The sequence below is a fragment of the Brevundimonas sp. LPMIX5 genome, assembly GCF_003576505.1.
Classification (GTDB): domain Bacteria; phylum Pseudomonadota; class Alphaproteobacteria; order Caulobacterales; family Caulobacteraceae; genus Brevundimonas; species Brevundimonas naejangsanensis.
Map to the genome: position 1 here is coordinate 36,345 of NZ_QWTZ01000005.1, position 13,556 is coordinate 49,900.

Sequence of the window (13,556 nt, forward strand, 5' to 3'; positions counted from 1 at the left end):
CGGGGTGCCGTGACAAAGTCGGAGGGCGTTGTGTGGGGGCAAGTCGTCGTCGCCCTTCGCGACGACGACTCCATTCGGCGCCGTCGCGCCGATACGGACGAGAAGGCGTCGATCTTCTCGTCCCTCGACGCCGGCGGGCCGGCGGCGCATCCCCAGGCGAGCGAGCCGTCCTCAAGGCGCCACGCCCGCGAGGCGCATAAGGCCCTCCACCGACAGCGGTGTGGGCCGATAGGCGATCGCTGCATGGGCGGCGCAGAAGGCGCCGCGTTCAGACGGACGACCGCAGAGGCTGAAGGCGGCGTCGCCCGGTTCGCCATACGGCCAACGGCAATCCATCCGCCTCACCGACAGAATGGTCGCAACGCCATCGGGCGGCGGCTCGGGCGCCACGTGATGCGCCGCCTCGCGACGAGTCCGGGCGCCTGTGCGCCCCTCCGAGAGGCCGAGGCGAGCGACCTTGCCGAGGACGGCGTTGCGGGTGAGGCCGCCGCCGAGTTCCAGGGCGATGGTCTCGGCGCTCCGCCCTTCGGGCCACAGGCGCTTCAGCAGATTGATACGGGCTTGGGTCCATGCGGACATGGCGGTCTCCTTCGGCGAGCCCCGATGGCTCGTCCGACCGCGCCCTTCCTCCGGCCTTTCCGTCGCCAGCACGAAGAAGGGCCCGAGGCGCAGCGCGCCCGGGCCCTTCAAATCTCCCCTTCGGATCAGAACGGGATGTCGTCGTTGAGATCGTAGCCGCCGCCCGCCTCGACGCCGCGATCGGCGACGCCGGAGCGGTCTTCGGACGGTTCGCCGACGACGCGCCGGTTCTTCAACCGGATGTCGCTGACGACGAGGCGAAGGTCGTAGTGCTCCACCCCGTCCTTGCCGGTCCAGGTGTCGTTTTCGACATGGCCCTGGATCACGACGCGGCTGCCCTTTCGGGCATAGGGCTGGATGTAGTTTTCAGCCGTCGCCTCGTTGAAGCAGATACAGTTGAAGCCGGTGGTCCGCTCGCCGGGTTCACCGTTGGCGCGCCGGAAGCGGGTGGTTTCCACCACGCGGAAGCTCGCGCGCTTCTTGCCGGAGCCTTGCGCCGACAGGATGGAAGGGTCTGCGGCCAGGTAGCCTTCGAGGGTCAGGGTTTGCATGGTCAGTCTCCTTGAAATCAGGATGAGCGGTTGAGGATCAGGCGGCGGCGCGGTCGTCCGCCGCGTCTGCGCTCGCATCGGCCTGGCGGTCTTCCGCCCAGTCGAGGACGGTGAGCCGATTGATCACCAGCTCCTTGGCCGTCCGCTCCGACCCGTCGCGGGCGGTGTAGGCGGTGTCGATGAAGGCGCCGATCACGACGGCCTCGCACCCTTGCGCCAGCCCGCGCGCGATGACCTTCTCGTTGAGGCCCTTCGACCAGCTGACGCAGTTGACGCCGACCAGCCGGGCCTTGCCGGCATTGTCGGTCCCGCGCTGTTCGAGCAGGCGGAAGACCGCTTTGCCGAAGTCGTCGCTGATCTGGGGGTCGGCCGCGAGGCGGCCCGTGAACACCATGGTCTGCATATCAGTCTCCTGTTGATGCGAAGCCGCCGGGGAGCCGATCTCCCCAATCCCGCTTCGCCCGAGACCTCCCTTCCTCCTCAGCTCCCGGCCGGGCGCTTTCGCCCCGGGCGTGACCGCCTGGACTGTCGCTATCGATCCGCTTTCGCGCGATGCTGGGGCATGTGCGTTCTCACCCTCGCCTGGGATATCCACCCGGACTGGCCGCTCGTGGCGGCCGGCAACCGCGACGAAGAGTACGCTCGACTTTCGGAACCACTGGTGCTCCGCCGGGTCGTTCACCTGACCGATACGGCCAAGGTTGTTTGGAGTGACGGAACGCGAAGGGCCGTCGTCATGCGTGGAGACCGTCACAGTGCGCATGGTTTCCAAGCGCCTCAATCACTCGGCAGTCGGAAATCCGCCCACCTGAGCAACTCGCCGCCTGAATACGGGTGAGTTCGGCGTGCAGCGCCTGAAGCCCGGCGATGCGAGTCTCAACCGCCGCAAGCTGGCGTTCGGCGATCCGGTTGACCTCCGTGCAGGGCTGGTCGGGTTCGTCGGACAGCGCCAGCAGGGCGCGGATGTCGTCGATCTCGAACCCCAGCTGCCGCGCGTGGCGAATGAAGGCGAGCCGCCGCGTCGCAGCGCCGTCGTAAAGGCGTCGGTCGCTCGCGGTGCGGGGCGGCTCCTCCAGCAGTCCGATCTTCTCGTAGAACCGGATCGTCGGAACCTTCACGCCGGTCTCGGCCGAAAGGCGCCCGATCGTCCGGAGCGGGGGAGGGGATGGGTCTCTGGCCATGCTCGAAATATAGGGCTTGATCCTCTAGTGGCTAGAGGATGCATGAAGGGTGCATGACGACGCCCGCTCCGACAGAATCCTGCGCCCCGGCCCGAGGCTGCTGCGGCCATCAGGTCCGGTTCGACGGGGCCTCGCCCGCCTATCGGCGCGTGCTGATGGCCGTCATCGCCCTTAATCTGGGTGGGTTCTTCGCGGTCGCCGCGGGCGGTCTCATGCAGGGATCGGCGGCTCTCGCCGCCAATGCGATGGACTTCCTGGCCGACAGCGCCACCTACGCCGTCAGCCTCTGGGCCATCGGCAAGTCCGTGCGGGTGCGGTCCGGTGCCGCAGTCTTCAAAAGCGCAAGCCTCCTCGTCATGGCCGTGAGCATTCTCGGCTACGCCGTCTGGAGAGCGGTCACGGGGCAGCCGCCCGAAGGCGTCGTCATCACCGGTCTGGGACTGGTCGGCTTCGCCGCGAATCTAATCGCCGCCCTGCTGCTCGTGCGTTTCCGTGACGGTGACGCCAACGTGCGCTCCGTCTGGCTTTGCACACGGAACGATCTGATCCACAGCCTGGGCGTCGCCGCGGCCGGCGGGCTGGTCTGGCTGACTGGATCCCGGTGGCCGGACTTGCTGGCGGGCCTTCTGCTGGGCGGCGTCTTCCTCCAGTCCGCCATTTCGATCTTGGTGCAGGCTAGGGCGGAGAGCCGCGCAGCCCACGCCGCTGCTCGGACTTTGTAACGCATTGCCTAACTTCGAGAACGAAAGTATGCAGCGCGCGATGACCTGGTCGATGACGACATGGGCGAAGCTGATCGTGGCGATGACTCTTGTCTTCGCCGCCTTCTTCTTTGCGCCCGCCGTCGACGCCGCGACCTGTCTGCCGGAACCGCCTGCGGCTCACGCGGTCGTCGATCATGATCAAAGCGAGGGCGACCACAGCGGCAAGAGCGGCGGTCACGGGATCTGCTCGCACGGCCACTGCCACCACACCTCAACGGCGCGCGGTCCTGCCGTGGACGCCTTTGCTCCGTCGTTCGGCGAGCCTCCTCTGCAAAGCGGCCGACAGGATGACTTCCGGGCGTCCATCACGCCTGACGGCCTGAAGCGTCCTCCCAGAGTCTGACCGAAGACCTGCGCCTTAGCGCGCCTCTTCGTCCTCAGAAACTCTGGAAATGAATCATGTCTCCCACATCTCGCAGGCGGCCGCGTTACGCGGTCGGCTGCGCCCTCGCTGCGATCGCGGCGACCCTGGCCAGTCCCGTATGGGCTGACCCAGCTCCGACCTATGCCCAACTCCTCGCTCAACTCGGGAATGCGCCTGCGACCCTTGAGGCGGGCGCCAACTACGACGCAGCGGAAGCCCGTGTCCGTCAGGCACGGGTGCGTCCCAACCCTGTCCTCGGCTTCGATGTCGAGAACGCCTATGGCTCAGGCCCCTATTCGGGTCTGAACAACGCGGACATGACCCTGGCGATCAGTCAGGATCTCGAGCTGTGGGGACGTCGTTCGACGCGCATCGCCGCCGCTCGCGCCGAGGCCGGCGCAGTGGGCCTTCAACGAGACCTTGCGGTCATCGACGCCGCAGGCCGCCTGGCCCTGATCTATGCCGAAGCGGAGGCCGCGCAGAGGCGAGCCACGCTCGCGGAAGAAACCCTCACGCTGACCGTCGCGGATGCCCGCGCGGCCCTGACCCTCGTGGAGGAAGGTCGCGAACCTCTCCTCCGCGGCATTCAGGGGGAGGCCGAGGCTGCCTCGGCGCGCGCGACGCGGGATGAAGCTGTCGCGGAACGCGACGCGGCCTATGCCCGTCTCACGGCTGTCGCCATGATCCCGGTTCCGGTCACGCAGATCGAAGACAGCCTTCTCGACGAGGCGCCGACGACGATCGGATCCGTGATCGAGGATGCGCCGACGGTCCGCGTCGCCGAAGCCCAACGGTCCGCCGCCGAACGACGCATCGATGTTCAACGGGTTCAGGCCCGCCCCGACATCAACGCCAGTATCGGCATCCGCCGCTTCGAGGCGGAAGATGCGACGGCGCTGACTTTCGGCGTCAGCATGCCGCTGCCGTTGTTCGACCGGAACCGGGGAAACATCGAAGCGGCGCAAGCCGAGTTTCGCGCTGCCGACGCCCGGCTGATGAGTGCGCGGCAGGAAGCCCAGGCGGACCGCGCTGCCGCGGTCGCTCGCCTTTCGGCCTCGGTCAGTCGCGTCAACGCTGCTGACGGCGGCGTCACCGCCGCAGAGGAAGCCTATCGCCTGTCCCGCATCGGCTTTGAGTCCGGCCGCATTTCCCAGGTCGAACTGCGGGTGACCCGCACCGCCCTCGTCAACGCCCGGTCTGCAGCGGTCGACGCGCGTCTCGCGCGCGTCCGAGCCGAGATCGATCTCGCGCGCCTTGATGGCCGCGCCCCCTTCGAAGGAGCCCAGTGATGCGCAAGCGCACATCGAACAAGACCCTGCTGATCGGCGGCGTCGCCGCCCTGGTCATTCTCGGAGGCGGCGGCCTCTGGTTGGCCACCCGGTCCTCCGAACCCGCCGCGCCGGCTGCCGCCGAAGGCGAAGCCGGCCATGCCGAGGAAGAGGGGGGACACGCCGAGGGGGAGGCCGCCGGGGCAGAGACCGAAGGTCGGATTGAACTCACCACAGCAGAGATCCAGGCAGCGGGCATCACGGTCGTCGGCGTCGGCGGCGGAGGAGGAGGGGAGACCCGGCTCGCCGGCCGCGTAGAGCCGATGGTCGATTCTCGCGCTGCCGTGGGCGCTGCCGTCGGAGGTCGCGTCGAGCGCGTTCTCGTCGCGCCGGGTCAGTCGGTCCGCGCCGGTCAGCCGCTTGTGAGCCTTGTCAGCGGCGAGGCGGCGACCTTCCGCGCGGACGCCGACGCGGCCGGGGCATCCGCTGAAGCGGCGCGCCAGGCCTATGAGCGAAATCGCAGTCTGGCGGATCAGGGCATCGTCGCGCGGCAGGAGGTCGAAGCGTCACGCGCCCAGTTCCTGAGCGCCGAGGCGGCGACCCGCGCCGCTCGCGCCCGCTCGGCGGCCGCTGGCTCTCCGAACGCTTCGGGCAGGCTCAGCGTGACCAGTCCGATCTCGGGCGTGGTCAGCAGCGTCCAGGTCGGTCCGGGCGGGTTCGTCGCCCAGGGCGGCGTGGTGGCGGAAGTCAGCAATCCTGCTCGTGTCGAGATGGTCTTCAACGCACCGCCTGCCCTTGCGGCCAATGTGCGTGCCGGTGCGCCAATGCGCGTGACCGGGCCGAACGGCGAGTTCGACGCCGTCGTCACCGGCGTCGCCGCCGACGCCGGTCTCAGCGAAAGCGGCGCGACCGTGATCCGGGCCCGACCCTCTGGCGCGTCTCTGCCGCCAGCCGGTTCGGCCGTCACTGGCGCCATCGTGACCGGCGAGGCGACTGGCGGGATGACCGTGCCCACCGAGGCGGTCCAGACCGTCGATGGAAACACCGTGGTCTTCGTGCAGGTCGAGGGCGGCTTCCAAGCCGTGCAAGTGCTCGCAGGCCGCCAGGCCGCGGGCCGCACCGAGATCCTGCGCGGGCTCACCGGATCTGAACGCGTGGCGTCCGCCAACGCCTTCCTGCTCAAGGCCGAAATGGCCAAGGGCGAAGCCGAGCACGGGCACTAGGGGGCGTCATGTTCAAAGCACTTATCGAAGCCTCGGTCCGCTTCCGATGGTTCGTGGTCCTGGCGACGGCGATCGTCGCCGCCTTCGGCCTCTACAACCTGACGCAGCTACCCATCGACGCCGTGCCGGACATCACCAACCGGCAGGTTCAGATCAACACCATCGCGCCAGCGCTCGCGCCCGAGCAGATGGAACGTCAGGTCACCTATCCGCTCGAAACCGCGATGGCGGGTATTCCTGGCATCCAGACCACGCGGTCGCTGAGCCGAAACGGCTTCAGCCAGGTCACGGTCATCTTCTCCGACAACACGGACATCTACTTCGCCCGCCAGCAGGTGGCCGAACGGATGGCCCAGGCGCGCGAACGGTTGCCCGAAGGCGTGGAGCCGGCGCTTGCGCCCATCACCACGGGACTGGGCGAGGTGCTGATGTGGACGGTCGACTTCAAGCCGTTCAACAGCGCCAACCTCGCCAAACCGGGTGAGCCCGGCTGGCAGGCGGGCGGCGCCTATCTGACGCCCGAAGGCGAACTCCTGACCACGCCCCAGGCCCGCGCAACCTATCTCCGCACGGTTCAGGACTGGATCATCGCCCCGCGCATGCGGACCGCGAAGGGACTGGCCGGCGTTGATGTGAACGGCGGCTATGTGAAGGAGTATGCGGTCCGACCCGACGCCGCGCGTCTGGCGGGTTACGGTCTGAGCCTGAACGATCTCGTCGTCGCGCTGGAACGGGCTAACACCCAGGCTGGCGCTGGCTATGTCCAGCGGTCCGGCGAAGCCTTGACCGTGCGGACCGACGCCTTGGCGCAGACCATCCCGGATCTCGCCCAGGCCCCCGTCGTCAACCGCAACGGACTGGTCGTCCGGGTCGCCGACGTCGCCACCGTCGAGATTGGCCAGGCGCCGCGTCTCGGCGGCGCCAGCCGCGACGGCCACGAGGCCGTGGTTGGTACGGCGCTGATGCTGGCCGGCGGCAACAGCCGGACGGTGGCCCAAGCCGCAGCCGAACGTCTCGAGGAGGTTTCCGCGAGCCTGCCGCCGAGCGTTGTCGCCGAACCGGTCCTGAACCGCAGCTCGCTGGTCAACAAGACCATCTCAACCGTCGCCAAGAACCTGATCGAAGGCGCTCTGCTGGTGATCGTGGTGCTGTTCCTGCTGCTCGGCAACATCCGTGCGGCCTCGATCACCGCCCTGATGATCCCGATCAGCTTCCTGTTCGCGGTCATCGGCATGAACCGCTTTGGCATCAGCGGAAACCTGATGAGCCTCGGCGCGCTGGACTTCGGCCTTCTGGTCGACGGCGCGGTCGTGGTGGTCGAGAATACCCTGCTGATGCTCAGCCAGCGGCGGGCCGAAGCCGGTCGAATGCTGACACGCCGGGAGCGGCTCGAGGTTGCTGGAGCCGCGGCGCGTCAGATGGTCAAACCGGCTGCTTTTGGCCAGCTGATCATCCTCCTGGTCTTCACGCCGCTGCTGATGCTTGAGGGCGTGGAGGGCAAGACCTTCATCCCCATGGGCGCAACGGTGATGCTGGCCCTCGTCGGCGCCTTCATCTTCTCCTTCACCTTCGTGCCGGCGATGACGGCCCTGCTGGTCCGGGATCCGAAGAAGGTCGAGGTCGATGAGCACGGCCACGCCCACGAGCACGAGACCTTCATCCTCCGATACGCGCGGCGCTGGATCGAACCGGCGATCCGCGCCGCCGTCGACCGGCCCAAAGTCGTCCTGGCGTCCGCGCTCGGCGCCCTCGTCATTGGCGGCATCGCCTTCAGTTCTTTGGGGCGGGAGTTCATTCCGACCCTGGATGAAGGCGATATCGCCATGCAGGCGTTGCGCGTGCCGTCCGCCTCGCTGGAACAATCGCTGGCGATGCAGATGGCCCTCGAACGCGTCATCAAGGCCCAGCCCGAGGTGAAGACTGTCTTCGCCCGGACCGGGACGGCGGAGGCGGCGGTGGACCCGATGCCGCCGAACATTTCGGACGCGGTCATCGTCCTGAAAGACCGCAAGGAGTGGCCCGATCCGAACCTTCCGAAAGAGGAGCTGATCGAACGGTTCGAAGAGCTCGCCGCCGGACAACTCGGCAACAGCTTCGAGTTCAGCCAGCCCATCGAGCTGCGCTTCAACGAGCTGATCTCGGGGGTTCGGACCGACCTCGCCGTGATGGTCTATGGCGACGACTTCACCCAGCTGCAGGCCACTGCGGACCGGGTCGCCGCCGCCCTGCGCGCAACGCCCGGATCTGCCGACGTTCGCGTCGAACAGGCGTCCGGGCTGCCCACCCTGACCGTCAGCGTGGATCGTTTCGCGGCCGCCAACTACGGCTTGTCGGCCGCCGATGTCTCCGAGGCGGTTTCGGCCGCGGTCGGCGGCGCCGAGGCCGGGCAAATCTTCGAAGGCGATCGTCGCTTCAGCGTCGTCGTCCGTCTCGCGGATGATGCACGGAATGATCCGGCGGCCCTTGCGGCTCTGCCGGTAACGACCGCCACAGGCGTGACCGTGCCGCTCTCCTCCGTCGCCCGGATTCAGGTCGCGGAAGGACAGAACCAGATCAGCCGCAATGACGGCAGCCGGCGGATGGTGGTGCAGGCCAACGTTCGCGGGCGCGACCTGGGCGGCTTCGTCACCGAGGCCCAGGCCAAGGTGGAGGCCGACGTCGATCTTCCGACCGGCTACTCCCTGACCTGGGGTGGCCAGTTCGAGAACCTGAAGCGGGCCGAACAGCGTCTGGGGCTGGTCATTCCGATCGTCTTCATCCTGATCGGGGTCTTGCTTTTCATGGCTCTGGGATCCTTCGCCGAGGCGGGCCTGGTGTTCGCGTGCGTTCCGTTGGCTCTGGTCGGCGGCGCCCTGGCGCTTGTCCTCAGGGGGATGCCGTTCTCGGTTTCCGCAGCGGTCGGCTTCATCGCCGTGTCCGGCGTCGCGACCTTGAACGGTCTCGTGCTGATGCAGGCCATTCGGGAGCGTCTCACGGGCGGAGCGGCGCCGCGTCTTGCCGCCATCGAAGGCGCGACAAGCCGGCTTCGCGCCGTCCTGACGACGGCTCTCGTCGCCATCGTCGGGTTTATCCCGATGGCATTCGCTCACGGCGCCGGCGCCGAAGTGCAGAAGCCGCTGGCCACCGTGGTCATCGGAGGCCTGCTCACGGCCACCGCGCTGACGCTCCTTGTCCTTCCGACCTTCGCGGCCAAGGCCGTGAAACACCGGAAGGCGGAAGGGATCGAGGAATGAGCGGGGCCCACGAAACAGAGCAGGTCCAGCGCCGCACCCTCCTGGTGGTGCTGTTCCTGAACGCTCTGCTGTTCGTGGGCCTGGGAGTCGGCGGCCTCGCCGCCGACTCCAGCGCTCTGCTCGCGAACGCCGTCGACAACGGCTCCGACGCGGCCGTCTATCTGATCAGCTTCCTCGCCGTCGGGCGCGCGCTGATCTGGAAGACGCGGGCGGCTCAGGTCTCCGGCGTGATGCTGCTGATCTTCTCGGTCCTCGTCCTGCTCGACGCCCTGCGCCGGACGCTGACGGGAACCGAGCCGGTCGGACCGACCATGATGGTGCTCGCTGTCGTAGCGGCGGTTATCAATCTGATCTGCCTGCTGTTGATCCGTCGTCAGCAGAGCAGCGACGTCAACATGAAGGCGGCCGAGACATTCAGCCTGAACGATTTCGCCTCGAACGGCGGCATCCTCGTCGCAGGCGGCCTGGTGATGTGGTTGGACCAGTCGTGGCCCGACCTGCTGGTGGGGGTGCTGGTCGCCGCCATAGCCGCCAAGGGCGGCTTCGACATTCTACGCGATGCGCGCCTTGCGCGACGCGACGCGGAGAGCTCGGTGACATGAGCCCGCCGTTGATCGACATCGCCTCCGTCCAGCGCTGGCGCAAACTCTTCATCGCCGCCGGGTTGTTCGCCCTGCTGGCCTGGACCGCTCTCGTGAAGGCCCAGCCACAGCTCGAGCATCCCGTCGAACATCTCGGGCTGATCGCCATCATGGTTTGCGTCTTGGGGCGCGCCTGGTGCTCGCTCTACATCGGCGGCCGAAAGAAGCAGGAGATCGTCACCAGCGGGCCTTATTCGCTGTGTCGAAACCCGCTTTATGTTTTCAGCTTCATCGGCGCATTCGGGATCGGCGCACAGACGGGCAGCCTGACCGTCGGCGCCACCTTCGCCGTCGCCTGCTGGATCGTGTTCCGCATCGTCGCGAGCCGAGAGGAAAGCTTCCTGACGTCGGCCTTCGGCGACACCTACCGCAGCTACGTCGTGCGCACCCCCCGCTTCGTTCCGAACCTGCGCCTCTGGCGTGATGAGGCGGAACTGTCCGTCCGGCCGGCCTTCTTCCTCCGGACTGTCCGCGACGGCCTTGTCTTCCTTCTGGCGTTGCCCGTGTTCGAGGGACTGGAGCACCTCCAGAACCTCGGCTGGCTCGACGCTCTCATCGCCCTACCGTGAGGTCGAGATGAACCGCAAGCGACTGGTCATCCTCCTGAGTGCGGCTTTGGCGATCGCCGCCTTCGTCGCTGGAGCCGTCGCCCAGCGCGCCGGGATGTTCGTGCCTGACCGCTCGATCCCTACCCGTGATGTCTCCTGAGGAGCCCGATCATGCCCAAGACCCTCCGCCTCAACATTCCCGTCCTCCTGCCTCATGCGCCCGATGTGCAGGACGGCTGCGTTGGACGGCTGATCGCGCTGTTGCGGGCCGAACCCGGCGTCTCTGAGGCGCATGTCGCCGAAGGCGAGGGAGGCCCAGAGCTTTGCATCCATTACGACCCCGACCAGCTGTCGCTGGCTCAGGTCCGTCGCCGTGCGCGTCAGGCCGGAGCCGAGGTCAGTGAGCGTTTCGGGCATCTCGTCGGGCGAGTGGAGGGTGTCCGCCACGCCCGGCACGCCCGCACGCTCGCGGCCGCGCTCGGCGAAGAAGCCGGCGTGATCGAGGCGGTGCTGGATCCGGCTGGCGCTCTGCGCCTGGAGTTCGACCGGCAGATCACGAACCGTGAGACGCTTGTCGATCGCCTTGCGAGCCACGGCCTCGCACTGGTCGGAGCGACGGAGGACGCTGCTTCAGCCACTGCAAAGCGCCCTGATGCGCAGCCGACTGCGCCATCCGATGACGAGGCCAGTCATACGCCCGATGACGGTCACGGCCATGGCCACTTCGATGGCGATGGCCATGACCACGGACATTCCGAAGGCGACGGGCACGACCATGGTCATGGCGGCTTCCTCGGACCCAACACGGAGCTCATTTTCGCGGTCGGCAGCGGTGTCGCGCTCACGATTGGTTGGCTGATCGAGAAATTCATTCCGGGCGTGCCGGGATGGCTGCCCTTCGGCCTTTTCCTGATCGCCTATGCCTTGGGCGGCTGGTTCACGGTCGGCGAGGCTGTCGGGAATCTGCGGCGCAAGCGTTTCGAGATCGACACCCTGATGCTGGTGGCCGCAGCCGGCGCCGCGGCGCTCGGAGCCTGGGCGGAAGGGGCGCTGCTACTGTTCCTGTTCAGCCTCGGGCACGCCCTCGAACACTTCGCGATGGGTCGCGCCAAGAAGGCGATCGAGGCTCTGGCCGCCTTGGCCCCGCGCACCGCTCATGTGCGGCGAGGAGAGGCCGTCGTCGAACTTCCGGTCGAAGAGCTGGAAGTCGGCGACCTCGTCGTCGTCCGGCCGAACGAGCGTCTCCCGGCCGACGGCTTCGTCGTGAAGGGAACATCCAGCGTGAACCAGGCTCCCGTGACAGGGGAGAGCATTCCGGTGGACAAGCAGCCTGTCCTGAACCCCGAGGAGGCCCGCGCCAAGCCGGCGAATGTCTCGGCGGCGTCGGTGGTCTTCGCCGGCACCATTAACGGCGGCGGCGCCATCGAGATCGAAACGACGCGTCGATCCAACGACACCACCTTGGCCAAGGTCGTCCGGATGGTGAGTGAGGCCGAGACCCAAAAGTCGCCGACCCAGCGCTTCACCGATCGCTTCGAGCGCGTCTTCGTGCCCCTCGTGCTCGGTCTGGCCTTCGTCCTCCTGTTTGCATGGGTTGTCGTCGACGAGCCGTTCCGCGACAGCTTCTATCGGGCGATGGCCGTGCTGGTGGCCGCCAGTCCGTGCGCTCTCGCGATCGCCACGCCGAGCGCGGTGTTGTCCGGGGTCGCCCGGGCGGCCCGCGCCGGGGTTCTCGTCAAGGGTGGCGCGCCGCTCGAAAACCTGGGAGCGCTCGACGCCATCGCGTTTGACAAGACCGGGACGCTGACCGAGGGGCGGCCGCGGATCACCGATGTCGTTCCGTTCGGCCAGACGACAGAGAGCGAGCTCCTGGAGATTGCTGTCGCGGTCGAACGGCTCAGCGATCACCCCTTGGCGGAAGCGATCGTCCGCGACGGAAGCCAGCGGTTGGTCGCCGCCCCCGTTCGAACCGCAACGGATTTGCGTAGCCTGACTGGCAAGGGCGTCACGGCACGCCTGGACGACCAGGATGTTTGGATCGGCAAACCGGAGATGTTCGGTTCGGACGCCATCGCTCCGCTCGCACCGGACACCGAGATCGCCGTCGCGGGCCTTCGAAACCAGGGACGGACGCTCATGGTGGTTCGCCGCGGGACAAAGGATCTCGGGGTCATCGGCCTTCTCGACACGCCTCGGGCCAAGGCGCGCGAGACCCTTACCGCGCTCCGCGCGCTCGGCATTCGCCGCATGATCATGATCTCGGGCGACCACCAGAAGGCGGCCCAGGCGGTGGCCGGTCAGGTCGGGCTGACCGAGGCGTGGGGCGACCTGATGCCGGAGGACAAGGTCGACGCCATCAAGAAACTCCGGGCGGAGACCAAGGTCGCCATGGTCGGCGATGGCGTCAACGATGCTCCGGCGATGGCCACCGCGACGGTCGGCGTCGCCATGGGTGCGGCGGGATCGGACGTCGCCCTGGAGACCGCCGACGTAGCCTTGATGGCGGATGATTTGTCGAAGTTGCCCTTCACCGTGGGTCTCAGCCGTCAAACCCGCCGCATCATCCGCCAGAACCTGTTCGTCAGCCTCGGGGTCGTGGCGTTCCTCGTCCCGGCGACGATCCTCGGTCTCGGCATCGGCCCTGCCGTCGCCCTCCACGAGGGTTCCACCCTGCTGGTCGTCTTCAACGCGCTTCGCCTTCTGGCGTGGCGCGGTCCGCGCGGCGTCGAATGACCCGCCTTCAGGAAAGCAAAGGATAGTCCAATGAAACGTCTCGGCTGGGTTGGCGTCATCGCCGCCTTTCTCCTGATCTCGGTCTTCGGCTTCGGGATGCTCTCGCGGCAGGGTCGCCCGGCGCCGGAGCCGACGGCAGTCGATGCACGCCCGATCGACCAGCATGCCGGGCACGGCGATGCCGCCTCGGATAATCCCGCCACCCGTTCCTACAAGGAGGCGAACGAGCGGATGCACGCCGCTATGAACATCGACTACAGCGGCGACGCCGATGTCGACTTCATGCGCGGGATGATCGCCCACCACGAGGGGGCGGTCGCCATGGCAAGGATTGCGCTCGACCAAGGTTCGGATCCCGAGGTCAAGGGCCTCGCGGAGGAGATCATTCGGACTCAGGAAGCTGAAATTGTCCGTATGCGGGTGTGGCTGGCCAACCGCGCGGCTCGCCCGGCGGACGCGCAGGGCTGAAGC

At 67.6% G+C, this 13,556-nt stretch carries 15 protein-coding genes; 11 read left to right on the forward strand and 4 right to left on the reverse strand.

The genetic code is table 11. The features are described from left to right. Positions 1-171: 171 nt before the first annotated feature. From D1604_RS07125 to D1604_RS07135, 3 genes are all read right to left on the reverse strand, one after another. Positions 172-579: a GcrA family cell cycle regulator gene (locus D1604_RS07125; RefSeq protein WP_066555132.1), complete on the reverse strand. Its 408-nt coding sequence runs from the start codon at positions 577-579 to the stop codon at positions 172-174. Between the two features lie 125 nt (positions 580-704). Beyond that, the gene (locus D1604_RS07130) at positions 705-1,130 is read right to left on the reverse strand and encodes a single-stranded DNA-binding protein (RefSeq protein ID WP_035307844.1); all 426 of its coding nucleotides are present in this window, start codon (positions 1,128-1,130) and stop codon (positions 705-707) included. A 37-nt stretch (positions 1,131-1,167) separates the two neighbouring features. After that, positions 1,168-1,533: a single-stranded DNA-binding protein gene (locus D1604_RS07135; RefSeq protein ID WP_035307841.1), complete on the reverse strand. Its 366-nt coding sequence runs from the start codon at positions 1,531-1,533 to the stop codon at positions 1,168-1,170. 159 nt (positions 1,534-1,692) lie between these two features. Here D1604_RS07135 and D1604_RS16075 point away from each other — a divergent pair, with 159 nt between their 5' ends. After that, positions 1,693-1,968 (forward strand): NRDE family protein, encoded by a 276-nt coding sequence (locus D1604_RS16075; protein ID WP_119412789.1) that lies wholly within the window; start codon positions 1,693-1,695, stop codon positions 1,966-1,968. On the opposite strand, the gene D1604_RS07145 is transcribed toward D1604_RS16075, so the two are convergent. Next, on the reverse strand, positions 1,865-2,311 hold the full coding sequence (locus D1604_RS07145; protein ID WP_035307839.1) for a MerR family transcriptional regulator: 447 nt from the start codon (positions 2,309-2,311) through the stop codon (positions 1,865-1,867). The genes D1604_RS16075 and D1604_RS07145 overlap by 104 nt on opposite strands. 53 nt (positions 2,312-2,364) lie before the next feature. Between D1604_RS07145 and D1604_RS07150 the strand changes: the two genes are divergently transcribed. The 10 genes from D1604_RS07150 to copM are packed head-to-tail and all read left to right on the forward strand — an operon-like array spanning position 2,365 to position 13,553. Beyond that, entirely contained in the window at positions 2,365-3,033 is a 669-nt protein-coding gene (locus D1604_RS07150; RefSeq protein WP_119412790.1) for a cation transporter, read from the forward strand. Between the two features lie 28 nt (positions 3,034-3,061). Next, a complete protein-coding gene (locus D1604_RS07155; protein WP_197019742.1) occupies positions 3,062-3,418 on the forward strand; it encodes a hypothetical protein in 357 nt (118 codons plus the stop codon). 56 nt (positions 3,419-3,474) lie between these two features. After that, positions 3,475-4,728: a TolC family protein gene (locus D1604_RS07160; RefSeq protein WP_035307836.1), complete on the forward strand. Its 1,254-nt coding sequence runs from the start codon at positions 3,475-3,477 to the stop codon at positions 4,726-4,728. Continuing rightward, positions 4,728-5,930: an efflux RND transporter periplasmic adaptor subunit gene (locus tag D1604_RS07165; RefSeq protein WP_035307835.1), complete on the forward strand. Its 1,203-nt coding sequence runs from the start codon at positions 4,728-4,730 to the stop codon at positions 5,928-5,930. Before D1604_RS07160 ends, D1604_RS07165 begins: the two co-directional genes overlap by 1 nt. Before the next feature lie 8 nt (positions 5,931-5,938). Then, entirely contained in the window at positions 5,939-9,163 is a 3,225-nt protein-coding gene (locus D1604_RS07170) for an efflux RND transporter permease subunit (protein ID WP_035307833.1), read from the forward strand. Continuing rightward, on the forward strand, positions 9,160-9,765 hold the full coding sequence (locus tag D1604_RS07175; protein WP_035307831.1) for a cation transporter: 606 nt from the start codon (positions 9,160-9,162) through the stop codon (positions 9,763-9,765). The genes D1604_RS07170 and D1604_RS07175 overlap by 4 nt, the downstream gene beginning before the upstream one ends. A gap of 8 nt (positions 9,766-9,773) precedes the next feature. Beyond that, on the forward strand, positions 9,774-10,373 hold the full coding sequence (locus D1604_RS07180) for a methyltransferase family protein (RefSeq protein WP_224764254.1): 600 nt from the start codon (positions 9,774-9,776) through the stop codon (positions 10,371-10,373). 7 nt (positions 10,374-10,380) lie between these two features. Continuing rightward, complete coding sequence (locus tag D1604_RS16005) at positions 10,381-10,512, forward strand: hypothetical protein (protein WP_255347087.1); 132 nt, start codon at positions 10,381-10,383, stop codon at positions 10,510-10,512. A gap of 11 nt (positions 10,513-10,523) precedes the next feature. Then, on the forward strand, positions 10,524-13,085 hold the full coding sequence (locus D1604_RS07185) for a heavy metal translocating P-type ATPase (protein WP_035307827.1): 2,562 nt from the start codon (positions 10,524-10,526) through the stop codon (positions 13,083-13,085). Between the two features lie 30 nt (positions 13,086-13,115). Further along, positions 13,116-13,553: a CopM family metallochaperone gene (gene copM / locus D1604_RS07190; protein WP_035307825.1), complete on the forward strand. Its 438-nt coding sequence runs from the start codon at positions 13,116-13,118 to the stop codon at positions 13,551-13,553. The last annotated feature ends 3 nt before the right edge of the window (positions 13,554-13,556 follow it).